We start from the raw sequence: 24507 nt of genomic DNA on the forward strand, positions 1-24507 counted from the left end.
GTAGCCTTGTGTTGATCCTGTGGGAGCGGGTTCACCCGCGAAGAGGCCAACGCGGTTCACCTTTGGAGTCACCATGCAACGCAACGTCATCCTGGTCCTGCTCGACGGCCTGAACTTCCAGGTCGCCCGCCATGCCATGGGGCACCTGCACGCCTACGTCGAGGCCGACCGTGCGGCGCTCTATCGGGTGGAGTGCGAGCTGCCGTCGCTGTCCCGGCCGCTGTACGAGTGCATCCTTACCGGGGTGCCCCCCATCGACAGTGGCATCGTGCACAACAACGTCAACCGGCTGTCCAACCAGCGCAGCGTGTTCCACTACGCCCGCGAAGCCAACCTGGGCACCGCGGCTGCGGCCTATCACTGGATGAGCGAGCTGTACAACCGCTCACCTTTCGACCCCCAACGCGACCGCCATACCCACGCACCCAAGCTGCCGATCCAGCATGGCCTGTTCTACTGGGACGACCGCTACCCCGATTCGCACCTGCTGGCCGACGGTGAATACCTGCGCCGCCGCCACGCCCCCAATTTTCTGCTGGTACACCCGATGAGCATCGACGATATCGGCCACCATCACGGCCTGGACAGCAGCCAGTACCGTAACGCAGCCCGCAGCGTCGACATTCTGCTGGCTGACTACCTGCCTGGCTGGCTCGAAGAGGGTTACCAAGTGCTGGTTACCGCCGACCATGGCATGAACAACGACCGCTCGCACAATGGGCTGCTGACCGAAGAGCGCGAGGTCCCGCTGTTCGTGTTCGGCGACGCCTTCAGCCTTGACCCGGCAGCCAAACCGCTGCAGACCGAACTGTGCGGGACCATCTGCGAGCTGCTTGGCGCCGCTCACGACAAACCTGTGTGCCGGGAGCTGCTCAAGTGAACAATGGCACCCGTAGTCGCTACCTCGCCCTGCTCTGCCTGCTGCCCTTCGCCATTGTCTTCGTTATTTTCCAGATTGCCCCGCTGGCCTGGGTGGCGATCGGCAGCCTGCAGTCGGATGCAGGCTGGGGCCTGGACAACTTCAGCAAGGTGTTTGCCTCCAAGTTCTACTTGCAGGCCCTGCAACGCAGCCTGGAAATCAGCTTCTGGTCGAGCCTGTTCGGCATTGTCATCGCCACCTTGGGCGCTTATTCACTGCGCCAGGTGGACTCAAGGCTGCGAGATTTCGTCAGCGCCTTCGCCAACATGACCAGCAACTTCTCCGGTGTGCCGCTGGCGTTCGCCTTCATCATCCTGCTGGGCTTCAATGGTGCGCTCACCTTGCTGCTGAAACAGGCCGGGCTGCTGGAGGACTTCAGCATCTATTCCAAGGGCGGATTGATTCTGGTGTACACCTACTTCCAGATCCCCCTCGGTGTACTGCTGCTGTACCCCGCCTTCGACGCACTTCGTGAAGACTGGCGCGAGTCGGCGGCGCTGCTGGGTGCCAGCCACTGGCAGTACTGGCGGCATATCGGCCTGCCGGTGCTTACCCCGGCACTGCTGGGCACCTTCGTGATCCTACTGGCCAATGCCCTGGGCGCCTACGCTACCGTCTACGCCCTGACCACCGGCAACTTCAACGTACTGCCCATCCGCATTGCCGGTTTGGTGGCCGGTGACATCAGCCTGGACCCCAACCTGGCCAGCGCCCTGGCGATGGTGCTGGTGGGGCTGATGACGGTGGTCACGGTGGTGCATCAATGGCTGTTGAAACGGAGCTACCATGCGCGCTGAAGCCAACAACGCCGGGTGGTACCACCGTGCGGTGGTCTACCTGCTGTTCCTCATCCTGCTGCTGCCCCTGGCCGGCACCCTGCTCTACTCGCTGGCCACCAGTTGGTCAGCCACGTTGCTGCCCAGCGGCCTCACCTTCAAATGGTACGTGGCGTTGTGGAGCGAACCGCGTTTCCTGGCAGCATTCGGCCAGTCGCTGCTGGTGTGCGTGGGCGCGCTGGTGCTCTCGGTGGTGGTCATCCTGCCGCTGCTGTTCGTGGTGCACTACCACTTCCCCCGGCTTGATGCGCTGATGAACATTCTTATCCTGCTGCCCTTCGCGGTACCGCCCGTGGTGTCATCCGTGGGGCTGCTGAACCTGTACGGCAGCGGGCCGATGGCCATGGTGGGCACGCCGTGGATCCTGATCGGCTGCTACTTCACCATCGCCCTGCCCTTCATGTACCGCGCCATCACCAACAACCTGCAGGCCATCAACCTGCGCGACCTGATGGACGCCGCCCAGTTGCTGGGGGCCAGTACCTGGCAGGCAGCCTTGCTGGTGGTGCTGCCCAACTTGCGCAAGGGCCTGATGGTGGCGCTGCTGCTGTCGTTCTCGTTCCTGTTTGGCGAGTTCGTGTTTGCCAACCTGCTGGTGGGCACCCGCTACGAAACCTTGCAGGTGTACCTGAACAACATGCGCAACAGCAGTGGCCATTTCAACAGCGCACTGGTGATCTCGTACTTCGCCTTCGTACTGGTACTCACCTGGGTCGCCAACCGCCTGAACAAGGACAAGACCTGACATGAGCTTCGTCAGCGTACAGAACCTGCAAAAAAGCTATGCCGGCAACCCGGTATTCAGCAACATCGACTGCCACATCGAGCGGGGTGAGTTCGTCACCCTGCTGGGCCCCTCCGGGTGCGGCAAGTCGACCCTGCTGCGCTGCATCGCCGGCCTGACGCCGGTGGACAGCGGGCAGATCCTGCTCGATGGCACCGATATCGTGCCGTTGAGCCCGCAAAAACGTGGCATCGGCATGGTGTTCCAGAGCTACGCGCTGTTCCCCAACATGACCGTGGAGCAGAACGTGGCATTTGGCCTGCGCATGCAGAAGGTCAAGCCCGATGAGCGCCTGGCGCGTGTGCGAGAGGCGCTGGAGCTGGTAGAGCTGGGCAGTTTTGCCGGGCGCTACCCGCATCAGCTCTCGGGTGGCCAGTGCCAGCGTGTGGCCCTGGCCCGCTCGCTGGTCACCCGCCCGCGGCTGTTGCTGCTGGATGAACCGCTTTCGGCCCTGGATGCGCGCATCCGCAAGCACCTGCGCGAACAGATTCGCGCCATCCAGCGCGAGCTTGGCCTGACCACCATCTTCGTCACCCACGACCAGGAAGAGGCGCTGACCATGTCCGACCGCATCTTCCTGATGAACCAGGGCCGCATCGTCCAGAGCGGCGATGCAGAAACCCTCTACACCGCGCCGGTCGACCTGTTTGCCGCAGGCTTTATCGGCAACTACAACCTGCTTGATGCCGACACTGCCAGCCGCCTGCTGCAGCGCCCGGTCGCCAGCCGTCTGGCGATCCGCCCCGAGTCCATCACGCTGGGCCTGCAAGGCGAGCTGGATGCCGAAGTGCGCAGCCATAGCCTGCTGGGCAACGTAATCCGCTATCGTGTGCAGGTGCGCGAGGTGGAACTGGTGGTCGATGTGCTGAACCGCTCACCGGCCGACCTGCACGCGGACGGCCAACGGGTGAGCGTGTCGATCGACCCGACCGCGCTAAGGGAAGTGGCTTAAGGAGATTCATACATGGCATTGGCCATTTTCGATCTGGACGAAACCCTCATCCATGGCGACTGCGCGTCGCTGTGGAGCGAGCAGATGGCCCGCCTGGGCTGGGTGGATGGCGAGGCGTTTCTGCGCCGCGACCAGCAACTGATGGAGGCCTACGGCAAGGGCCACCTGCGGATGGAGGAGTACATGGCATTCAGCCTGGAGCCCATCGCCGGGCGCACCCTGGAAGAAGTCGCGCACCTGGTGGAGCCGTGGGTCGAGGACGTGATAGAACCGATCATCTTCGGTGATGCCTGCCGCTGTATTGCCGAGCACCGCCAGCGCGGTGACCGCATATTGATCATTTCGGCCAGCGGCAACCACCTGGTGGGGCCGATTGCGGCGCGCCTGGGGGTGGACGAGTTCCTGGCGATCGAACTGGAGGCGCACAACGGGGTGTACACCGGCAGCACCCACGGTGTGCTGACCTACCGCGAAGGCAAGATCACCCGCCTGATGGCGTGGCTGGACCAGGAGCAGGAAAACCTGGAAGGGGCGAGTTTCTATTCCGATTCGCGCAATGACCTGCCCTTGCTGATGAAGGTGGACCACCCTTATGCCGTAAACCCGGACCCGGCGCTGCGCGAGCATGCCCAGGCCAACGGCTGGCCGGTCCTGGCCTGGAGCTGACCGGCCTCATCGCGAGCAGCCCCGCCCCCAAATGACCGCTCATTTGGGGGCAGCCCTAATCACTGTGGGAGCGGGTTTACCCGAGAAGGGCCTGGCCTGCTTAAACCAGGCTTGGGTCTATCACAATCACCAGCTTACCCGACACCTGGTTGCCTTCCAGCTCGGCATACGCCGACTGGGCGAACTCGACCGCGTAGGTATCCACCAGCAGCGGCGACAAGCGCCTTTCGCTGAACAGCGGCCACACTTGCTGTTGCAGGTCGCGCAGCAGCTCGGCCTTGAACCCGTCATCCCGGTTGCGCAGCGTAGACCCGGTAATCTGCGCACGCTTGCCCAGCACCTGCGCCAGGTCCACCTCGAATTTGCGCCCGCCCATGACGCCGATGATCACCCAGCGCCCATCCCGGGCCAGCAGCTTGAGGTTGAGCTCGCCGTAGCTGGCGCCCACCGGGTCGAGAATCACGTCGAACGGGCCGAAGCCTTCCAGCTCATCCAGGTTCTGGTTACGCACCACGCCGCCTGCCGCGCCCAGTGCCTGGCAATGGTTCAAGCGATCCTGCGAGCCAACGCTGACCCACACCGGGTTGCCGAATGCCTTGCACAGCTGGATGGCCGCCGAGCCCACACCACTGGCACCGGCGTGCACCAGCACCTTCTCACCGGCCTTCACGGCCCCCAGCTGGAAGATGTTCAACCAGGCGGTGGCATACACCTCCGGCAGCGCCGCCGCCTCGTGCAGGCTCAGGCCCTCGGGCACCGGCAGCACATGGCGGGCATCCACCACCACCTCTTCAGCCATGGCGCCGCTGGCCAGCAAGGCACACACCCGGTCGCCTACACGCCAGTCGGCGCCAGCGCCCACTTCGGCGACCACGCCAGCGCACTCCAGGCCCATGTAGGGGCTGGCACCCGGCGGCGGTGGGTACAAACCTTTCATTTGCAGCAGATCGGCGCGGTTCAAGCCTGCCGCAGCCACCCGAATGCGTACCTGCCCCGCGTCACAAGCCGGGCGTTCGGCTTCGACCCAGGCCACATGTCCGTCAACGCCTTGCAATGCCTTCACAGTGCCTCCATAGTTGAATCATATGACCGAGCCTGGGCCACCCCGTGCCCAGGCTTTTTGCAGTATGCGCCCGGTTTTTATTGAACCGGCGAACGGAAAAGACGGCCTACTATGCGTGATCAATTGCCCCCACGTCGAATCAGCATGAAGCATTACCTACCTAGCACCGCCCTGGCATTCATGATTGGCCTTGGCAGCCTCGCGCTCGGCGGCAATGCGGCGGCCGCCAACAAATGGGACAGCCTGCAGCCCGACCGCGACGAAATCGTCGCCAGCCTCAACGTGGTCGAGCTGCTCAAACGCCACCACTACAGCAAGCCGCCGCTGGATGACGCCCGTTCGGTCATCATCTATGACAGTTACATCAAGCTGCTGGACCCGGCACGCAGTTACTTCACGGCCGCAGACATTGCCGAGTTCGACAAGTGGAAGACCCAGTTCGACGACTTCCTGAAAAGCGGCAACCTGGAACCGGGCTTCACCATCTACAAACGTTACCTGGACCGCGTGAAGCAGCGCCTGGACTTCGCCCTGGCCGAGCTGAACAAGGGCGTGGACAAGATCGACTTCACCACCCACGAAACCTTGCTGATCGACCGCAAGGATGCCCCGTGGCTGAAAGACCAGGCCGCGCTCGACGACCTGTGGCGCAAGCGCGTCAAGGACGAAGTGCTGCGCCAGAAGATCGCCGGCAAGGACCCCAAGCAGATCCAGGAAACCCTGATCAAGCGCTACAAGAACCAGCTGGCGCGCCTGGACCAGACCCGTGCCGAGGATATCTTCCAGGCATACATCAACACCTTCGCCCAGTCCTACGACCCGCACACCAATTACCTGTCGCCGGATAACGCCGAAAACTTCGACATCAACATGAGCCTGTCGCTCGAAGGCATCGGTGCGGTGCTGCAAAGTGACAACGACCAGGTGAAGATCGTGCGCCTGGTGCCCGCAGGCCCCGCCGCCAAGACCAAGCAGGTTGCGCCGGCAGACAAGATCATCGGCGTGGCCCAGGGCAACAAGGAAATGGTCGACGTGGTCGGCTGGCGCCTGGACGAAGTGGTCAAGCTGATCCGTGGCCCCAAAGGTTCGGTGGTGCGGCTGGAAATCATCCCGGCCAGCAACGCGCCCAGCGACCAGACCAGCAAGATCGTGTCGATCACCCGTGAAGCCGTGAAGCTCGAAGAGCAGGCCGCGAAAAAATCGGTGCTCAAGCTGAAGCAGGACGGGCGCGACTACAAGCTGGGCATCATCGAGATCCCGGCGTTCTACCTGGACTTCAAGGCCTACCGTGCAGGGGACCCGGAGTACAAGAGCACCACCCGCGACGTGAAAAAGCTGCTGACCGAACTGCAGAAGGAAAAGGTCGACGGCGTGGTGATCGATTTGCGCAACAACGGTGGCGGCTCGCTGCAAGAGGCCACCGAACTGACCAGCCTGTTCATCGAGAAAGGCCCGACCGTGCTGGTACGCAACAGCGACGGGCGTGTGGATGTGCTTGAAGACGAAAACCCAGGTGCCTTCTACAAAGGCCCGCTGGCGTTGCTGGTCAACCGTTTGTCCGCCTCGGCATCGGAGATTTTCGCCGGCGCCATGCAGGACTACCACCGCGCCCTGATCATCGGCGGCCAGACCTTCGGCAAAGGCACCGTACAGACCATCCAGCCGCTCAACCATGGCGAGCTGAAACTGACCCTGGCGAAGTTCTATCGGGTCTCCGGGCAGAGCACCCAGCACCAGGGCGTGCTGCCGGACATCGACTACCCGTCGATCATCGACACCAAGGAAATCGGCGAAAGTGCACTGCCCGAGGCCATGCCGTGGGACACCATTCGCCCGGTGATCAAGCCAGCCGTCGACCCGTTCAAACCTTACCTGGCCCAGCTCAAGGCGCAGCATGAGGCGCGCAGCGACAAGGACGCAGAGTTCACCTATATCCGCGACCGCCTGGCTTTGACTCAGCAACTGATGAACGAAAAAACCGTCAGCCTGAACGAGCAGGAGCGCCGAGCGCGCCACGATGAAGTGGAAGCCAAGCAACTGGCGCTGGAAAACATCCGCCGCAAGGCCAAGGGTGAAGAGCCGCTGAAGGAGCTGAAAAAGGTGGACGAGGATGCCTTGCCCGCCGAGGACGAAGACACCAAGCCAGAAGATGATGCCTACCTCTCCGAGACCGGTCGTATTCTGATCGACTACCTGAGTGCAAGCACCAAGATGGCCAAAAAATAGGGCAAGCCTGAATGATGGCTAAATAAAATCAGCTGTCATCAAACAGTCATCGCGCTGTCGTGAAATATGGGCCGGGCATGTGAATGCCCGGCCCTTTCATTTTCAAGGACACCTCATGACCGTTGCCGAACAGCTCAGTGCCTTGGGTGCCATCCTGGCACACGGCAGTATTCACAGCCTGTTCCAGCCCATCATCTGCTTGAGCGAAGCGCGGGTGTTCGGCCACGAAGCCTTGAGCCGCGGCCCCTCAAACAGCCCGCTGCATGCCCCCCTGAACCTGTTTGCCATTGCCCGCCAGGGCGGCCGGCTGACAGAACTGGAAGCCGCCTGCCGCGAAAGCGCTTGCCGGTGCTTCAGCCAGCAGCAACTGCAGGGCAAGTTGTTCCTCAACGTGTCACCGGAATCGTTGCTGGAGCCGCACTACCCTTCTGGGCTGACCCTGAAGCTGCTCGAACAGGCCGGCCTGCCGCCAAGCCGGGTGGTGATCGAGTTGACCGAACACACCCCTACGGACGACTTCCAGCTGCTGTCCAACGCGCTGCACCACTACCGGGACATGGGTTTTTCCATTGCCCTGGATGACCTGGGCGCGGGCTATTCCAGCTTGCGGCTGTGGTCGGAGCTACGCCCCGAGTACGTGAAGATCGATCGCCACTTTATCGATGGCATCCACCTGGACCCGCTCAAGCGCGAGTTCGTGGGCTCCATTCTGCAAATTGCGCGGGCGTCCAAGGCACAGGTGATTGCTGAAGGAATCGAGCTGATGGAGGAACTGCAGGTGCTGATGGAGATGGGCGTAGACCTGGTACAAGGCTACCTGCTTGGGCGGCCGCAGGCGGTGGGCATACCTGGCGGTTACGCCCTGCCTGTACTGGCCGACGCCCTGTCGCCCGGCCAACCTACCGTGCGGTTGAACGCCACGGTAGCCCACCTGCTGCAGATGTTTGACCGCCATCAGCACCTGGATGCGATGCAAGTGGTGGATGCCGAGGGCCGCCCCTGCGGGCTGATCCCCCGGCACGCCCTGCCACCGCACCCTGTAGCTTGCCAGGGGCTGCACAGCAGCCCCCAACCTCTCACTTAACGGTAACGCTCAAGCCAGTGCGCGTAAGGCGCCGGTAGCGTCCACGAGGCCTTGTCCACCCCCAGCTCCTTGGCTGCGAAGTACGCCCAGTGTGGGTCTGCCAGGTGCGCGCGGCCGACCGAAACCAGGTCCAGCTGGTTGGCCTGCAGGGCGCCTTCAGCCAGTTGCGGCGTACCAAAGCCCCAGGCCGACGTCACCGGCAACTGGGCCTCACGGCGCACGCGCTCGGCGATCGGCCCCATGAACGCCGGGCCCCACGGGATGTTGGTGTCCGGGATGGTGAACCCGACACTGACGCTCAGCAGGTCAAGCCCACCGGCCTTGAAGCGGCGCGCCAGTTCGATCGACTCGGCCAGGGTTTGCTCGTCGCGGCCGTCATATTCCAGCACCCCGAAACGCGCGGTGAGCGGCAGGTGCTCAGGCCACACCTCGCGCACGGCTGCCAGGGTTTCCAGCAGGAAGCGGCTGCGGTTGTCGAAGCTGCCACCGTAGGCATCGGTGCGCTGGTTGGAGTGCTCGGAAAAGAAGCTCTGGCCCAGGTAACCATGGGCGAAGTGCAGTTCGATCCATTCAAAGCCGGCCTCGCGGGCACGGCGCGCGGCGTCGACGAAGTCCTGCTTGACCCGGGCGATGTCCTCCAGGGTCATGGCCTGGGGCACTTTCGGCAAGTTGGCACCAAAGGCGATGGCCGACGGCGCGATGGTCTGCCAACCCCGGGGGTCGCCTGCGGCGATATGGTCGTCACCCTCCCAAGGGCGATTGGCGCTGGCCTTGCGACCGGCGTGGGCAATCTGGATGCCGGGCACCGCGCCTGCGGCCTTGATCGCCTGCACCACCGGCACGAATGCCTGGGCATGTGCGTCGCTCCAGATGCCGGCGCAGCCGGGGGTAATGCGGCCTTCCGGCGATACGGCAGTGGCTTCTACGACCAGCAGGCCAGCACCACCGCGAGCCATGCCCGCCAGGTGCACGTGGTGCCAGTCATTGATGATGCCGTCTTCGGCCATGTATTGGCACATCGGCGGAATGGCAATGCGGTTGCGCAGGGTGATGTCTTTGAGGGTGAAGGGTTCGAACAGCGCGGCCATGGAAAACTCCAGGTTCATTGAATACGGTAGTTCGATCATAATCGAACTATGGCAATAATGAAAAGCCCCGGTATCATGCAGACCATGCGAGCCTACAAACATCCCACCGCTGATGACCTTATTCTTGAACGCGTGCTGTACGCCTTGAGCGACCCCGTGCGCCTGGGGATCGTGCGCCACCTGGCAGGCGTGGCGGAAGCCAGCTGTGGCGAGCTGGACGGCGGGCGGCCGAAATCGAGCATGTCCCACCACTTTCGCGTGCTGCGTGACGCAGGGCTGGTGTACACCCGCAATGTGGGCACCACCCACATGAACTCGCTGCGCAGCGAAATGCTGGCCGAGCGCTTCCCCGGCTTGCTGGCCTGCATCCTGCGCCAGCATTAAGCCGCACTCAAAAAAAAAGCCACAGGGTTAACCCCGTGGCTTCTGATCCCAACACCGCGGCTGCTTACAGCGCCATGTCGTTCTCTGGCTTGCTTTCAACCGGCTTGGCTGGCGCCGCAACGCTGGTACCGACGCTTTCGTCGATCACCGGCGGTTTTTCAAGCTGCAGCACTTCGGCGGTGTAGTTCCACTCTTTCTGGGTGGCCGCTGCCGAATCGTTCAGCTTGGTGCCGTAGCTCGGCACGATTTCCTTGATCTTGGCCTGCCACTCTGGGGTAGCGACCTTTTCCTTGAACACGGTTTCCAGCACGTTCAGCATGATTGGCGCCGCGGTGGAAGCACCTGGCGAGGCGCCCAGCAGGCCGGCGATGGTGCGGTCCTGAGAGGCCACCACTTCGGTACCCAGCTTCAGCACGCCGCCTTTCTCTTCATCGCGCTTGATGATCTGCACGCGCTGGCCGGCTTGCCACAGTTTCCAGTCTTCCTTCTTGGCATGCGGGAAGTAGGTCTGCAGGGCAGCGAAGCGGTCATCGTCAGACAGCATCAGCTGGCCAGCGAGGTACTCGACCAGGGGGTACTGATCGATGCCCACGCGGGTCATTGGCCACAGGTTGTGCGTCGTGGTGCTGCTCAGCAGGTCCAGGTACGAACCGTTCTTCAGGAACTTGGTGGAGAACGTGGCAAATGGGCCAAACAGGATCACGCGCTTGCCGTCCAGCACGCGGGTGTCCAGGTGCGGTACCGACATGGGTGGCGCGCCGGTGGAGGCAATGCCGTAGGCCTTGGCCATGTGCTGCATGGCAACGGTGGGGTTCTCGGTCACCAGGAACGAGCCGCCTACCGGGAAGCCTGCGTATTCCTTGGCTTCAGGAATGCCCGACTTCTGCAGCAGCTTGAGCGCGCCGCCGCCGGCACCGATGAACAGGAACTTGGCGTCGGTGGCGGACTTGGTACCGTCCTTCAGGTTCTTGTACTCGACGTGCCAGGAGCCGTCCTTGTTGCGGCTGATGTCCTGCACTTCGCTGGACAGCTTCAGGTCGAAGCCCTTCTGGGTTTGCAGGTGCGCGGCGAACTGGCGGGTGATCTCGCCGAAGTTCACGTCGGTACCGATCGGGGTCCAGGTCACGGCCAGCTTCTGGTTCGGGTCACGCCCTTCCATCATCAGCGGTACCCACTTGGCGATCTGCGCGTGGTCTTCGGAGTACTGCATTGGGCGGAACAGCGGGCTTGCCTGCAGCGCTTCGTAGCGCTTCTTCAGGAACTTGATGTTGTCATCGCCCCAGACGAAGCTCATGTGCGGGGTGGTGTTGATGAACGAATGCGGGTTCTTCAACACGCCCTGGCGTACCTGCCAGGACCAGAACTGACGGGAAATCTGGAAGGCCTCGTTGATTTCGATGGCCTTGGAGATGTTGATGTTGCCGTCTTTGTCTTCTGGGGTGTAGTTCAGCTCGGCCAGTGCGGAGTGGCCGGTGCCGGCGTTGTTCCAGCCGTTGGAGCTTTCTTCGGCGACGCCGTCCAGGCGCTCGACCATTTCCATCGACCAGCTTGGCTCCAGCTCGTGCAGCCACACCGCCAGGGTGGAGCTCATGATGCCGCCGCCGACCAGCAGCACGTCGACTTTCTTGGTTTCTGCGGCGTGCGCTTGCATGACAGTTGCAGCGACAGCCAGACCCAGCAGGGTCTTGCCAGCTTTCTTGAACATTGATCAATTCCAGTCAGGAGAACGGAGTAGGGCCTGTGGCTGGCCCAGATAAAGCGTGTTCTTCAGCGCGTGCTTGTTATTGATCATTGTCGGGCTGCCAGAGAACCAGAAAACGATTCTGGCTTTTGTCGTATTGACCGACGTCACTGAATCGTTTTTCTGATTGTAACTGAAATGCCAGCACAAACAAATTGGCCGCCTGGGTGCAAGGCGACAGGTTGTCTCAGGCCCGTGGGTTACGCGCTGATGGCATCGAAGCCGCAAACGGGCGAAGGCACCGGGCAGAACTGCGGGAATTCTTCTTCGACGATCCAAGGCTCCTTCATCACCAGGTACACGTCGAGGAACTCCGAATAGCCCGGCCATACGTACAGCCCGTTGGTTTCGGCCACTGCACGCGACAGCACGCCCATGCCGCCAAAGCTCTTGATCATCGACACGCTGACGATTTCACTGCCGGAATGGAACACCGTGGCACCGTCCAGGCCACCGCTCTGGCGGTCGGCGAAACGTGCAAAGATCGACGAGTAGGGGCATTCGGGTAGCGGCTTGATCACGACGGACGGCGCTGTGCCCTCGCTGACGGAACAGGCCACCACTTCGATGCGCAGGCCCTTGAGCGACACCGAGTAGAAACCGTCGGGCACACTGTCCCCCAGGATGACCACCATGTCAGCCTCGCCCTTGGCCAGCTTGGTGAGGTTGTCGGGGGACTCCGAGCAGCTGAAGATGGGGCTGCAGCCAGACAGGTTGCTGGCCACGCCTGCCATTACCTGCTGGTTGATTTCCATCGACAGGGTACTGTTCAGGGCGACGCGCAGCGGCTGGCTCTGGCGCTCACGCAACTGCTTGATCTTGAGTTGCATACGCTCGGAAGACCGGACGATTTCGAGCATGTGGGGCAGTATGCCCACCCCTTCCTGGGTCAACGACACGCCTTTGTTGGTGCGGTCGAACAGCTTGAAGCCGCAATGGTCCTCCAGCTTCTTCAACTGCGCTGCCAGCGCCTGGACGGTGACGTGTACCTGCTCGGCCGCATCGGTGATCGACCCGGTACGGGCGACATTGGCGATGTTCTTAAGCACCTTGATATCCATTCGACTCCCCTCCACCACTCGCGCGAACCCGCGTGCAACAAGGCCTGAGAGCATACCGCAGAACCCCTGCGCTGTCTGCTCGGCCGGTCGCCCGCCAGCAAGCGACGGTTGAGGCACCTCAAAAAAAAGTGAAGTTTCTGCCATCATTTCGCCTGCTAGATTGGCGCCCAGTTTTTCAACTGGAAGAGATGCCAATGCTTACACTCAAACGGAACATTGATGACGCCCTGCGCCAGAACAAGACGGTGAACGTGCTGGGCAGCGACTTTGCCCTGAACGGCGGGTTTGGCCACTTCGTGTCGTTTTCCAAGAGCTGGGAAACCATGGGTGTCGACCGCTACTACGGCCAGGCCGAAAAAGGCACCCGCTACCGCCGCTACAGCGACTTCGACTTCAACCCGGTCACCGGCGAGCTGCAACAGCTGGAACACCGCGCCTACGAGCAGTCCGAGCAACACAACCAGTATGTGGGCGGCATGCGGCGCCACTTCGAGGACGTGTCCAGCGACGTGTTCAATTCGCCGGTACTGCGCGCCCTGATCAAACTGGACTTCGACGTCTACAAGGCGGTGCTGCCCGAAGAACTGCACGATGTAACCTGGCAGTGCCAGGTGCACCAGATTCGCATCGAGATCAAACCCGGCGCGCAAATCGAAATCACCCCCGAAGGTATCCACTGCGACGGCTACCCCTTCAGCGGCGTGCATTTCTGGGGCCGCCACAACGTTGAAGGCGCCACCAGCAAGGTCTACGACAAACAGTCCAACGTGATCGACTCGGGCACCTACCAGGAAATTCTCGACACCACGTACTTCCTCGATCGCGAACTGCAGCACTACGTAACCCCGGCCATCAACCCCAGCGAATCGGAAATGGGCTACCGGCAGATCATCGCCATCTCCTTCTCCCGCCCGGGTAGCGAACATGACATTGTCAAATAGCCTCGAGCTGGCAGCGCGCAAGGTTGCCACGCCCGACCATATCAACGGCCTGACCATCAAGAAGGCTACGCCGTTCTACGCCACGCGGCTGGTCAGCTTTCTCAAGCGGTTCAACGAAGTGTCGTTCTGCGACTGGCAGAACGAAGACTTGCTGAAGGGGTTGCTGGGCTCGGACAGCACCTTCTGCTACGTGGCCGAGAACCACAGCGGGGCGATCATCGGCGCAGTGGCCGGTGGGGCGATGGGTACGCGCGGCACCATCAACCACCTGGCCGTGTCACCGGATTACCGGCACAGCCGCATCGGCACATCGCTGACCACGTCGATTCTCAACGACTTCCGCCAGCATGGCATCCGCCGTGTGTTCCTGTTCGTCGACGAGGCCAACCCCTCGGCGATGCACTTCTGGAACAAACAGGGCTTCAGCCAGACACGCGGTGAAATCACCTGCGAGGTCGACCTATGACCGACCTCGCATTGCAACCGGTATGGCGCAAGGAAAGCTTCTTCGACGCATTGCCGGTGATCACCGGCTATTTCGTGGTGAGCTTCGTATTCGGCGTGATGTGCATCAACGCCGGGCTCCCCTTGTGGCTGCCGGTGGCCATGTGCGTGTTCGTGTATGCCGGGGCGGCGCAGTTTGCCGCACTGGCCTTGATCACCTCAGGCGCACCGCTGCTTTCGATCGCGGTATCGACGCTGCTGATCAATTCGCGGCACATGCTGATGGCCATGTACATGGCCAAGCAGAGCGAGGGGCTGGGTATCAGCAAAACCCAGAAGCTGCTGTATGCGTTCGGCCTGACCGACGAGTCGTTCGCCCTGCACAGCCAGCGCCTGCAAGGCCGCAAATACACCCCGCCCGGCTACCTGCTGCAGTTCAATACCTGGTGCCATGCCAGCTGGATTGCCGGCGCCTTGCTGGGCGCAGTGGCGTCCGACGCCCTGCACCGGTTCTCGCAGTTCAAGCTGGACTACGCCCTGACCGCCATGATGATCTACGTGCTGGTTTCACTGTGCAACAGCCGCCCCAAGCTGGTGGTTGCCCTGGTAGTGATAGCCACCACGTGCCTGCTCAACGCGTTCTTCCCTTCCCCCCTCAATGTATTCGTGGCAACTGCCGTGGGTTGTGGAGTTGGCTTATGCCTGAAGAAAAGTACCTGATCGCTGCGGTGGCGCTGATGATGGCGATCACCTACCTGACCCGCGCCACGCCGCTGCTGTTCAGGATGCAGCGCACGCCCAAAGTGTTCAACGACGTCATCGAATACCTGCCTGTGGCGATCATCGCCAGCATCACCGTGCCAGCCTTGCTGATGGCCAAGGACGGCACGCTGATGGCAGTGAACGCCGACATGCTGGCCGCCATACCGGTGGCGCTGGTTGCCTATTTCACCCGCAGCCTGATTTTCAGCGTGGCGGCCGGGATCGGCGCACACATCGCGATCACGCTGTGGTCGTGACGTGAACCCGCCCAACGCAGCACCCCGCCCGCAGCACCCCGCCACTCACAAGGAAACCGGCATGAGCCAAGCACGCAAACAGGTGACACTTGCAAATTTAAGCGAGTTTGCGCGCCTCATGCCCAAGGGCCTGCCCCACGACGAGGTGATAGCGGCCATGAGCAGCCTGTCACTGAAGTGCTCGCTGAACTACGAGTTGAGCAAGACGTTTCTGGTTGATGGCTGGATCGTGGAATACCGCCACCTGCGCACGGCTGCGCAGCTTGCGCCGGTCAATGACCTGCTGCTGTTTACGACGTCGGGTGGGTTGCAGATCAAACGGGCTGATGGCACGCAACAGCTGCTTGAAAGCGGCGATCAGGTGGTGTTGCCGGCGGACAGCGAGGCTACCGTTTACCCGGTGGGCAGGGATGACAAGGTGAGTTTTATTGCCTTGTCGATGGAGCTTGATCTGGGCCAGGTGTTGCAGGAGATTGTGGATTAGCCGGCTATGCGGCACGTCCAGCGGCGGTGCAGGAACTGGTCGATTCGGCACTGATGCAACTGCAGATGCGGTCGCCGATAACCGCCGAACCACACAGCTTGCACTAGCAGATCTGGCCCCATCGCAGGCACACCCCGCGCCCCCTGTGGGAGCGGGTTTACCCGCGAAGGCGCCAGCAGAGCCAGCGCAAATTCCAGGGAAATACCACAATGCCAACCGACGCCCCAAAAGCCCCCACCACCGTCGGCAAGACCTGCTTCTACCTTGGGTGATGCCTCTGGGGGTTACATCATCCAGAGGCATCATTCATCGCAATCCGCCGCGAGCAGACGAAATAGCGGGCTCGAAGAGAAACTTGCTCATGCGAGCAGTCTCGGGCAGTAGAAATGCCCGAGACTGTTTCCATGAGCAGCTGATCGGTTAGTTGGTTTCCAGTTGATAGGCCTTGCTGACAAACAGTGCGGCAAACAGGCTTTTGCCTTCCTTGAAGGTGTACTGTTCTTCGAACTTGCCATCTGCAACCAGCTTTTGCGCGATGGCGCATTCCGAGTCGCTGTGGTCCTTGCCCTTGGCACCAAAGTCACTGCTCCACATCGACAGCCCCACCTCATCACAGAACGCCGCGAACTTGGCCTTGGGCACCTGTTGCAGATAACTGTCGTAAGCTGCCTTCAGCGGTTCGAAGCCGCTGTAGGTGAGTGAGTAGTTCTGCACCTTCGCCTTGCGGGCAAAACCGCTGACCGCTTCGGCCAACACGGCCTGGCCACCGTAGGGGCTCAACGCCCCGACCAGCATCGCACTGAGCGCCCCTTTGAGCTGAGTTTCAACGTCGTCCAGCTCTGGCAGCGACTGGAACTCAGCTTTGCGCACGATCTCACCCACCTTGGAACCGTCATTGCGGTGGGTGACCACCAACTCCATGGAGCCCTCGCCATCACTGGAGCGTTTGAGGGTGAAATCGACGTCGACCGTGGTACCAAACTCACCGGTGCTGCTGACCAGAAACGCACCGGTCACCGGTTGGCGCACGGCCATGTTGGTACCCCAGGCAAAGTTCGACTGGGTGGCCCGGCCGTTGGCGGCAAGCTCGGCGCGCGGCTGGATTTCGTCGCTCACATCAGCCACCAGTACAACTTCGGCACCCTTGGTGGCAACGAAGGGGTTGGCCATCTGCATGCCCAGCAACTGGATGTGAATGCTGCCATCCTTGTTGTCGCCATCATGGGCCAGTTTCAGCGCATCGGCCTTCAGGTACGCCCCGGCACCCTCGCGGCTGGCACTGAGCTGATATTTCGTCCAGCCTGCCAGGCCTTCACCGGCCGACACACCCTGAACCGACTCCATCATGCCGGCGAGGCCCCGCATGAACTGCTGGGTGCCGTTGGTTTGCGCTGCCGCCACGCGGATCTCGGGGTCGGCCACTGTCAGGTTGCCGGAGAACGCCGAGTAAGACACCTCCCCTTCCGACAACACATCTTCGAGGAAATAACGCTCCTTGAAATCGTCGTAGTAAGCCAGGGCGGCCTTCTTGCCCGAGTTGGCCATCAGCGCATAACCACCGCCGAGCACCAGTACCGCAGCGGCCACACCGCCTATCAGCAGTTGCTTGTGGTTCATCTGTTTGATCATGGTGTTTCCCTCACTGGACCATGGCGGAAGCGTTGTTCCAGTCGTTCACGTACTTTTGGGAGACCTCTGGGGTCCAGCTGAAATCGATGCCGGCGTTGGGGAACTCCTTGGCCAGCACGGCGCCGAACGACACCCTGTCTGCGCAGCGGTCCTGCTTGCAAGCCTCAGGCTCGCCCACGCTGTAGGCCCGGTAGGTAGGGATCGCGCGGCCGTCATCCAGCGGGTAGTACGGCGTAGCGTTGGCTACCTGTGCCACGTACCAGCCCTCGCTGTACTCCTCTTCAGCCACCAGGCGGCCCTTGCTGGGGAAGTCCAGGGTATAGAAGTCACCCTTCTTGCCGGTGACGTGCACCATCATTGGCGTCACCCGGGCCGAACTCGACGGGTTTTGCTGGGCCAATGGCGATGCAAAGCGCACCGTGATACCGGCCATCTGCGCCAGGGCTTCGGTTTCGCGGCCCTTGAATTCGAGCATGCCGTCCTGCAACTGCTGGTAGCGCTCCAGCACACGGGTGTGCACACGGGCGAGTTCCTGCTGGCGCTGGCGCTGCTCACGCACACGCTGCTGCTCGCGCTGCACCGCCCAGTTGGTGCCGTCGCGTACATCGAAGAACAGCCCCTGGCGGTTGATGCCGATACGGTTGCGGGTGATTTTCTGCGCATCGTTACCCCACATCCTGTTGGTAACCGCCGACACGTCTTTGACGATCAACAGGTCGGCCACGTCCGTGGTGGTCGGCGACAGTGTCTTCACCAGGTCGAAAATCGCCAGCGCGGTTTCTTTGTACTTGGCCGCATCCAGGGCGAACGATTCGTCCGGGGTGACCGCCACGTAGTAGGGTTCGCTACCGAAAGGGCGCAGCACACCATAGCTACTGCGGGTGAAGGCCAGGTACACCTTCATCTGCCGGTCGGGAATTTCGCCAAGCAGAAACACAGCCTGGTCGGCATCGGCTGCAAGATAGGAAACGGCCTTGTTCTTGACCGCAGGCTCCAGGGCTTTGGTAAAGATCAAACCGCTCGGGTGGACGTACACGCGGTTCCAGTTATCGCCACGGTAGGTGCCCACCGCTTTCCAGCTGATCTTCTCGAAGCTGCCCTCACCAAAACCGGATGCAGGGCATGGCATGGCTGGCGTGGTGCCAAACGACAAGGTATCGCCATCGCTGATGATCGACGTGCTGAGCACCCACTTGCACCCGCCGCCGTCGGTGACCTGCATCAGTTTGGGGTTTTCCAGGACCACGGACCGGCCAAAGTCCGATACGGGGGCCGCAGCGACGGCGGTAGCCGGCGGCGCGACAGGTGGAGCGGCCGGGGCTGGCGCGGGGGCCTCGGCCGCCGGGGCCGTGACTGGCGAGGCAGCAACGGAAGGGGCCGGGGCAGGTTCTACCTTGGCCGGTGGTACCTCGACAGGGGCGGGCTCACCCGCAGACGCGGCGGCGGGAGCAGCAGGAGCAGTGGCAGCGACGGGTGCTTCGGGCTGAGCAGGTGGTGCTGGTTCGGCTGGGGCGGCAGGTGCCTTGGCCAAGGTCACCAGGCCGAGGTTGCTGGCCGTGCCGGAGCCGCTGGCGTAGAGCCCGCCTTTGGCATCAACGGCCTTCCAGTTTACCTTGGCTGTCGGGCAGTCCTTGGCGAACACGAACGGCAGCTTGGTCAACAGGCCTGAGAGCATGTCCTGGTTGTCCCAGGCCGGGCGGCTGATGGTCATCTGGACCTCAGGTTTGCACCAGTTCGCCGCATCCCCGGGCACTTCGACCTTGATGTTGTCCTTTTTAGAGAATGCCAGCTCATGGGCGAATGCCTGTGGTGCCAAACCACAAGCGCCGATCACAGCCAGCGCAAGCGCGTGCTTTTTCATGAAATTCCTCAGATCAGTTCCCAGGTGCCGTTGGCTTGTTTGCAGAAGGTGCTCTGCTCTTGCTCGGTCTGGCCGCTTTGCGATTTCAGGCTGACGGTAACCGGGCGGCAGGCCGCTTCGGCGGCCACCGTCTGAGTGGGCAGCGATTGCAGCGAATCCAGGTCAAAGCCCTGGGTTTCCTTGCTGGCGGCAACGTCCAGCTCATCCAAGTTGACCGCTGGAGTTACCCGCTTGGCCACGGCCTGGGCCTTGGGCTCCACATAGTTCTTGTGCACGTAACCCACGGTCACACCCTTGCGTCCGACAAGGATCCAGTCCCCGGTGGAGCCCACTGCGGTGAATTCGGTGTGGTTCTTCAGGCTGCCCACCTTCTCCCCGGCCGGGTTGGGGGCCGCACGCACGTTCAGGTTGTCGCTGACAGTCACGTAGGGTTCGTTGATCAGCTTCATCGACGGTACGGCCTGAATCTTCGGCGCGCGCTTGACCTCAACCTGCTTGGTCTTGGTGTATTCCTTGCCCGGCACGATCTGAGCGGTGGCGCCGGAATGGTCGGACTTCCAGGTTACGGGCTGGGCACTGGCCGTGGCCTGCTGCTGGCTCAACACCTCTTGGGTGCGCAGGGCCAAGGCCTGCTGGTCCTTCTCGTCGAGCATGTTGCCGATGCGGTTGCCCACGTATGCGCCGATACCGCCTGCGATCAGCGCAGCGGCCAGCTTGCCGTTGCCACTGCCCATGGTGGAACCGATGGCCACACCGGCCAGGCCACCGATAACGGTGCCCGCTTGCTCTTTGCTGATGCCAAGCTGTGCGCAGGACGTGGTACAGGCGATGGCCACGGCCAGAAGGGAGGCGACGAATGTGTTACGCAAGGGAAAAACTCCATTTTCTGTGCGCACAGCGACGTACCGCAGCCAGGCACTGGCAGCAGCATGCGACGTTATGCGGGGATCTTAGAGGGGCGGCGTAGAGCCGGACCGGTAAGGCGCGAGGCATCCAACGAATCCATGTCAGAACAGGGTCACCACCCGGCGCACGTACTCATTACGGCGTTTGATCTGGGCGTGAGAGGGTCTAGAAGGCGCATTGTAGCGCGAGGTGCAGTGGGGAGTTCAAGACAAAATGTTGCTGGGGACGGTTTACCCCGCACCACCGGCACTCCCCCGCACCCAGTGGGAGCGGGTTTACCCGCGAAGAGGCCAGCAGAGACATCCTAAATTCCAGAGAAATACCAAATGCCAACCGACGCCCCGAGGAAGGTAACCAAAAGTTGATCTGGGCCTCGCACTCACTCAGCGCCATGGCCAAGGCGCTGCTGGATGATGCTGAGCTGGGGATGATGAAAAAGTAGCCAAAAACGAAAAAGCCCCTGAAAGCTTTCGCTAATAGGGGCTTCATCTTGTATGGCGGAGAGATAGGGATTTGAACCCTAGGTACTGTTGCCAGTACAACGGATTTCGAATCCGTCCCGTTCGACCACTCCGGCATCTCTCCAATGCCGCGCATCATACCAGCGAATTTTGAAAACGCAAACCTTTATTTTCTAAAAAACCACGTGGTATCAGGTGCTTGCGTGAACTGGCGCGTTACAGCGGCACGCCCAGGCGCTTGGCCACTTCTTCATACGCTTCGATCACATCGCCCAGGCCCTGACGGAAGCGGTCCTTGTCCATCTTCTTGCGGGTTTCCTTGTCCCACAGGCGGCAGCCATCGGGGCTGAACTCGTCGCCCAGCACGATCTGACCGTGGAATACGCCGAATTCCAGTTTGAAGTCGACCAGCAGCAGGCCGGCGTCATCAAACAGCTTGCTCAGCACTTCGTTGACCTTGAGCGACAGCTTTTTCATTTCGACCAGCTGCTCGGCGGTGCCCCAGCCGAAAGCGACAACGTGGGATTCGTTGATGAAGGGGTCGCCCTTCTCGTCGTTTTTCAGGAACAGCTCGAAGGTGGACGGCTCCAGCTTGATGCCCTCCTCCACGCCCAGGCGCTTGACCAGGCTGCCGGCAGCATAGTTACGCACTACGCATTCCACAGGGATCATGTCCAGCTTCTTCACCAGGCACTCGTTGTCGCCCAGCAGCTTGTCGAACTGGGTCGGCACGCCGGCTTCTTCCAGTTTCTGCATGATGAAAGCGTTGAACTTGTTGTTCACCATGCCTTTGCGGTCGAGCTGCTCGATGCGCTTGCCGTCGAACGCCGACGTGTCGTTGCGGAACAGCAGGATCAAGCGGTCGGCGTCGTCGGTCTTGTAAACCGATTTGGCCTTGCCGCGGTAGAGTTCGTCGCGTTTTTCCATGATTGGGCTCCGCTTGCTTGAGGTGTTGGGCTAGGCGATTTCGCGCCAGTCGAGCCCGTGTTCCTGGTTTGCCACCTGGAGCCAGCCAGGGTCGCACCCAAGGGTGTCGACGAAGCACTGGCGGGCCAGGTGTGGCAGGTTGTTCTTGCTGCTGAGGTGGGCCAGCACCAGGTGCTGCAGGTTGCTCCAGCCCAACTCCTGCACCAGGCTTGCGGCCTGATGATTGTTCAAATGCCCTTGCATGCCCCCTACCCGCTGCTTGAGAAAGTACGGGTAATGGCCGCGCGCCAACATGTCACGGCAGTGGTTGGCCTCGATCAGCAACGCATCCAGGCCATGGTAACGCTCCAGCAACCGCGCATCGTACGAGCCAAGGTCGGTCAGCATGCCAAACCGGTGCTTGCCATCACTGGCCACGTACTGCAACGGCTCATAGGCATCATGCTCGACCCGCGCGGCGGTAACCTCGAGGCTACCGATTTGCAGGCTTTGCCCACACGCGAGAAAACCGGCCACCTCCACCGGTTTGCGCAAACCGCGCAAGGTGCCCTGGCTGAGGTAGACCGGTACATTGTAGCGCCGTGACAGCAGGCCCACCCCATGCACGTGGTCGGCATGTTCGTGGGTAACCAGCACCGCACTGAGTTGTGCTGCCGAGACCCCGAGCAGCGCCAGGCGCCGCTCGGTTTCACGCAGGGAAAACCCGCAGTCGACCAGGATGAAGGTGTCACCACTGGCGATCAGCGTGCCGTTCCCTTGGCTGCCGCTTCCGAGTACCGCGAAGCGCACTTAGCCCAGGTGGTCCTGAATGGCGCTCAGCACGCGGCGGGCGACATCGGCCGGGGCCACGGTGTTGATGTTTTTCTCGACAGTAACCTGCACGCTCTCACCCACCTTGCTCAGGCGGACCTGGTAGCGCTCGGCACGGGCTTCGCGCTCTTCCTTGGTGGGCTCGCTGCCGAACATGCGGCCAAAGAAGCCAGGCTGGTTCTGCTTGTCTTCAGGCTTTTCGGACAGGTTGATGTAGTACAGGCCCAGGCTGCGGTTGATGTCTTCGACACGCCATTCGCCGCCCTGCTCCAGGGCACGGCCCACGCTGGACCAGGCACGGTCCAGGTCGGCACCCAGGAACAGTACCGGGTTACCGCTGCCGTCTTCGCTGAGGCTGACGCGGCTTGGCACATCGAAGTCGCGCTCTGCCAGCAGCGACACCGAACCGCCTTTCTCGGCGCTGCGGTTCATGCTGGCCAGCAGTTCGTCGACCAGCAGCGCATCGGCGCCGGTGTTGGTGGAGGTGGACGGGAAGTCGGGCTCGGCGCTGCTGCCGGCCGGGCGCTCGACGCTGACCACGTACACCTCGGAGGTGTTGCGCTGCACGCCTGGCTCGATACGCACCCGCACGCGCACGTCGCTGTTGGCGCTGCTGGCAGTGCTGGCCAGGCGTTGGCCCATGGACGCCGACAGCTCGTCGAAGCGCTGCCAGGTGGTGTTGAATTCGCCAGTTTGCGGGCGCTCTTCAGCGATGCGGAAGCCGTTGTCCTCGAAGAACTGACGGGCCACCGGCCACACTTCGGCTGGCGCATGCTGGGCCAGCACCCAACGGCTGGTGCCGCTGCGCTGCAGGCTGTAGTCAGTGGCCTGGCCGGCACCGCCGGTCAAGGGTTGCGGGCGCGGCACCACGAACTCGCCGGCGACGCTGTCGTCGGCAACGTTGCGTGGAATCGGCAGCAGGGGGTCGAGGCGCTTGACGCCGCTCACGTCCGAAGGCAGCTGCATGGGCGCAGTGGGGTGCGCCTGCAGGTAATCGCTGCCGCGGTCGCGGAAATAGCCATCTTCGCCCCACAGCCAGCCACACCCACTGGTGCTGGAGATGATCAGGGCAAGGGCGGAAAGACCAGCCAGTCGCTTCATGCGGGGTACTTCCTCTTAAACCAGTACGCCGGACTGGCGCAGGGCAGTACGGACTTTGTCGTGGCAGCCTTCGCTCAGCCAGGTCAGTGGCAGGCGAATGCCTTTTTTCATCAGGCCCATTTCAACCAGCGCCCATTTGACCGGGATCGGGTTGGACTCGCAGAACAGGTCTTTGTGCAGGGGCATGAGCGTGTCGTTGATTGCGCGGGCCTTCTCGGCATTGCCCGCAAGGGCGGCCTCGCACAGGTCGGCCATTTCGCGCGGGGCGACGTTGGCCGTGACGGAAATATTACCCTTGCCGCCCATCAGGATCAGCTCGACGGCAGTCGGGTCGTCACCGGACAGCACGATGAAGTCGCTGTCGACGCCTTCCAGGATGGCCTTGGCGCGGGCCATGTCGCCGGTCGCTTCCTTGATGCCGATGATGTTCTTGACCTTCGACAGGCGGATGACGGTGTCAGCCTGCATGTCGCAGGAAGTGCGGCCAGGTACGTTATACAGGATCTGCGGGATGTCGACGGCTTCGGCAACGTGCTTGAAGTGCTGGTATAGGCCTTCTTGCGTCGGCTTGTTGTAGTACGGCACCACCAGCAGGCAGGCATCGGCACCGGCATTCTTGGCGTTCTGGGTCAGGTGCACCGCTTCGGCAGTGGAGTTGGCACCGGTGCCGGCGATGACCGGCACGTGGTGGTTGCTGCGCTTGACGCGCTCGACCACGTGCTTGATGACCAGGATGTGCTCTTCGACATCGAGCGTGGCGGACTCGCCGGTGGTACCGACGGCGACGATGGCGTGGGTGCCGTTTTCCAGGTGGAAGTCTACAAGCTTGTCGAGGCTTTCCCAGTCAAGACGCCCTTGTGCATCCATGGGAGTGACCAATGCCACCATACTGCCCGCAATCATGTAACTGCTCCTGCCGGAAAAAGAGAGCGGTAATGGTACTGGGGGCATCGGCCTTGTACAAGCGAAGCAGGCGGGCGGAGCATTCCCCTCAGCGGCTTATTTCGCTACCCTTGATGCTTTGATCGGTGCAGCACGGCCCGTCGGGCCGTCGACCTTGCTCCCCGCCAGCGTTCATGGCCTCGCATGCGAGCCCCGGGCCCTGCCGGCAGGAGGCTTT

24 protein-coding genes, 1 tRNA gene and 1 pseudogene are annotated in these 24507 nt (G+C 62.0%); 14 read left to right on the forward strand and 12 right to left on the reverse strand.

Translation table 11 applies throughout. The features are described 5' to 3' along the window. Positions 1–73: 73 nt before the first annotated feature. Genes PPA02S_RS11350 through PPA02S_RS11370 form a run of 5 tightly spaced genes read left to right on the forward strand, consistent with a single transcriptional unit; the run spans position 74 to position 4157 of the window. Positions 74–880: an alkaline phosphatase family protein gene (locus tag PPA02S_RS11350; RefSeq protein WP_028634660.1), complete on the forward strand. Its 807-nt coding sequence runs from the start codon at positions 74–76 to the stop codon at positions 878–880. Continuing rightward, a complete protein-coding gene (locus tag PPA02S_RS11355) occupies positions 877–1716 on the forward strand; it encodes an ABC transporter permease (RefSeq protein WP_028634659.1) in 840 nt (279 codons plus the stop codon). Before PPA02S_RS11350 ends, PPA02S_RS11355 begins: the two co-directional genes overlap by 4 nt. Then, positions 1706–2500 carry an ABC transporter permease gene (locus tag PPA02S_RS11360; RefSeq protein WP_028634658.1) on the forward strand — a complete coding sequence of 265 codons (795 nt, stop codon included), beginning with the start codon at positions 1706–1708 and terminating at the stop codon, positions 2498–2500. The genes PPA02S_RS11355 and PPA02S_RS11360 overlap by 11 nt, the downstream gene beginning before the upstream one ends. A gap of 1 nt (position 2501) precedes the next feature. Next, positions 2502–3491 carry an ABC transporter ATP-binding protein gene (locus PPA02S_RS11365; protein WP_028634657.1) on the forward strand — a complete coding sequence of 330 codons (990 nt, stop codon included), beginning with the start codon at positions 2502–2504 and terminating at the stop codon, positions 3489–3491. A gap of 12 nt (positions 3492–3503) precedes the next feature. Then, positions 3504–4157 carry an HAD family hydrolase gene (locus PPA02S_RS11370; RefSeq protein ID WP_028634656.1) on the forward strand — a complete coding sequence of 218 codons (654 nt, stop codon included), beginning with the start codon at positions 3504–3506 and terminating at the stop codon, positions 4155–4157. A gap of 100 nt (positions 4158–4257) precedes the next feature. Here the strand turns inward: PPA02S_RS11370 and PPA02S_RS11375 are convergent, their stop codons facing one another. Beyond that, entirely contained in the window at positions 4258–5220 is a 963-nt protein-coding gene (locus PPA02S_RS11375) for an NAD(P)H-quinone oxidoreductase (protein WP_028634655.1), read from the reverse strand. A 144-nt stretch (positions 5221–5364) separates the two neighbouring features. Here PPA02S_RS11375 and PPA02S_RS11380 point away from each other — a divergent pair, with 144 nt between their 5' ends. After that, entirely contained in the window at positions 5365–7446 is a 2082-nt protein-coding gene (locus tag PPA02S_RS11380; RefSeq protein WP_028634654.1) for a carboxy terminal-processing peptidase, read from the forward strand. 115 nt (positions 7447–7561) lie between these two features. Continuing rightward, complete coding sequence (locus tag PPA02S_RS11385; RefSeq protein WP_042141632.1) at positions 7562–8530, forward strand: EAL domain-containing protein; 969 nt, start codon at positions 7562–7564, stop codon at positions 8528–8530. On the opposite strand, the gene xenA is transcribed toward PPA02S_RS11385, so the two are convergent. Then, a complete protein-coding gene (gene xenA, locus PPA02S_RS11390) occupies positions 8527–9618 on the reverse strand; it encodes a xenobiotic reductase XenA (protein ID WP_028634653.1) in 1092 nt (363 codons plus the stop codon). The two genes, PPA02S_RS11385 and xenA, sit on opposite strands and share 4 nt — an antisense overlap. A 48-nt stretch (positions 9619–9666) precedes the next feature. Here xenA and PPA02S_RS11395 point away from each other — a divergent pair, with 48 nt between their 5' ends. Continuing rightward, positions 9667–10002, forward strand: a complete 336-nt coding sequence (locus PPA02S_RS11395) for an ArsR/SmtB family transcription factor (protein ID WP_028634652.1) — start codon at positions 9667–9669, stop codon at positions 10000–10002. A 64-nt stretch (positions 10003–10066) separates the two neighbouring features. Here the strand turns inward: PPA02S_RS11395 and mqo are convergent, their stop codons facing one another. Both mqo and PPA02S_RS11405 read right to left on the reverse strand, forming a co-directional pair. Further along, positions 10067–11707: a malate dehydrogenase (quinone) gene (gene mqo / locus PPA02S_RS11400; RefSeq protein ID WP_028634651.1), complete on the reverse strand. Its 1641-nt coding sequence runs from the start codon at positions 11705–11707 to the stop codon at positions 10067–10069. Positions 11708–11943: 236 nt separating this feature from the next. Further along, positions 11944–12804, reverse strand: a complete 861-nt coding sequence (locus tag PPA02S_RS11405) for a LysR family transcriptional regulator (protein ID WP_042141636.1) — start codon at positions 12802–12804, stop codon at positions 11944–11946. Between the two features lie 194 nt (positions 12805–12998). Between PPA02S_RS11405 and PPA02S_RS11410 the strand changes: the two genes are divergently transcribed. The 5 genes from PPA02S_RS11410 (at position 12999) to PPA02S_RS11430 (ending at position 15692) form a co-directional block, all read left to right on the forward strand. After that, positions 12999–13745 carry a 2OG-Fe dioxygenase family protein gene (locus tag PPA02S_RS11410; RefSeq protein ID WP_028634650.1) on the forward strand — a complete coding sequence of 249 codons (747 nt, stop codon included), beginning with the start codon at positions 12999–13001 and terminating at the stop codon, positions 13743–13745. Further along, positions 13729–14211: a GNAT family N-acetyltransferase gene (locus tag PPA02S_RS11415; protein ID WP_028634649.1), complete on the forward strand. Its 483-nt coding sequence runs from the start codon at positions 13729–13731 to the stop codon at positions 14209–14211. The genes PPA02S_RS11410 and PPA02S_RS11415 overlap by 17 nt, the downstream gene beginning before the upstream one ends. Then, entirely contained in the window at positions 14208–14909 is a 702-nt protein-coding gene (locus PPA02S_RS11420) for an AzlC family ABC transporter permease (RefSeq protein WP_042141638.1), read from the forward strand. The genes PPA02S_RS11415 and PPA02S_RS11420 overlap by 4 nt, the downstream gene beginning before the upstream one ends. Next, on the forward strand, positions 14888–15208 hold the full coding sequence (locus tag PPA02S_RS11425; protein WP_028634647.1) for an AzlD domain-containing protein: 321 nt from the start codon (positions 14888–14890) through the stop codon (positions 15206–15208). The genes PPA02S_RS11420 and PPA02S_RS11425 overlap by 22 nt, the downstream gene beginning before the upstream one ends. A gap of 61 nt (positions 15209–15269) precedes the next feature. Then, positions 15270–15692 carry a hypothetical protein gene (locus PPA02S_RS11430; RefSeq protein WP_028634646.1) on the forward strand — a complete coding sequence of 141 codons (423 nt, stop codon included), beginning with the start codon at positions 15270–15272 and terminating at the stop codon, positions 15690–15692. A gap of 420 nt (positions 15693–16112) precedes the next feature. Here the strand turns inward: PPA02S_RS11430 and PPA02S_RS11435 are convergent, their stop codons facing one another. From PPA02S_RS11435 to PPA02S_RS11445, 3 genes are read right to left on the reverse strand one after another with little or no spacing between them, the layout of a single operon-like run. Continuing rightward, positions 16113–17321: a hypothetical protein gene (locus PPA02S_RS11435; protein WP_028634645.1), complete on the reverse strand. Its 1209-nt coding sequence runs from the start codon at positions 17319–17321 to the stop codon at positions 16113–16115. 10 nt (positions 17322–17331) lie between these two features. Continuing rightward, positions 17332–19182, reverse strand: a complete 1851-nt coding sequence (locus PPA02S_RS11440) for a hypothetical protein (RefSeq protein WP_028634644.1) — start codon at positions 19180–19182, stop codon at positions 17332–17334. Between the two features lie 8 nt (positions 19183–19190). Further along, positions 19191–20051, reverse strand: coding sequence for an SH3 domain-containing protein (locus tag PPA02S_RS11445; RefSeq protein ID WP_028634643.1), 861 nt, complete (start codon positions 20049–20051; stop codon positions 19191–19193). A 383-nt stretch (positions 20052–20434) separates the two neighbouring features. Between PPA02S_RS11445 and PPA02S_RS23630 the strand changes: the two are divergent. Further along, positions 20435–20530, forward strand: a pseudogene (locus PPA02S_RS23630) (DUF3077 domain-containing protein); the annotation flags it as partial. A 53-nt stretch (positions 20531–20583) separates the two neighbouring features. Here the strand turns inward: PPA02S_RS23630 and PPA02S_RS11450 are convergent. The 5 genes from PPA02S_RS11450 to dapA all read right to left on the reverse strand — a co-directional run bounded on the left by PPA02S_RS11450 (position 20584) and on the right by dapA (position 24290). Beyond that, positions 20584–20673: transfer RNA gene (locus tag PPA02S_RS11450), tRNA-Ser, on the reverse strand. A 92-nt stretch (positions 20674–20765) separates the two neighbouring features. Then, positions 20766–21476, reverse strand: a complete 711-nt coding sequence (gene purC / locus PPA02S_RS11455; protein ID WP_011535129.1) for a phosphoribosylaminoimidazolesuccinocarboxamide synthase — start codon at positions 21474–21476, stop codon at positions 20766–20768. 30 nt (positions 21477–21506) lie between these two features. Next, positions 21507–22265 carry an MBL fold metallo-hydrolase gene (locus tag PPA02S_RS11460; protein WP_028634642.1) on the reverse strand — a complete coding sequence of 253 codons (759 nt, stop codon included), beginning with the start codon at positions 22263–22265 and terminating at the stop codon, positions 21507–21509. Then, positions 22266–23387 carry an NlpB/DapX family lipoprotein gene (gene bamC, locus PPA02S_RS11465; RefSeq protein WP_028634641.1) on the reverse strand — a complete coding sequence of 374 codons (1122 nt, stop codon included), beginning with the start codon at positions 23385–23387 and terminating at the stop codon, positions 22266–22268. A gap of 15 nt (positions 23388–23402) precedes the next feature. Then, positions 23403–24290: a 4-hydroxy-tetrahydrodipicolinate synthase gene (gene dapA, locus PPA02S_RS11470; protein WP_028634640.1), complete on the reverse strand. Its 888-nt coding sequence runs from the start codon at positions 24288–24290 to the stop codon at positions 23403–23405. Positions 24291–24507: the final 217 nt, after the last annotated feature.

It is taken from the genome of Pseudomonas parafulva NBRC 16636 = DSM 17004 (assembly GCF_000730645.1).
GTDB lineage: Bacteria > Pseudomonadota > Gammaproteobacteria > Pseudomonadales > Pseudomonadaceae > Aquipseudomonas > Aquipseudomonas parafulva.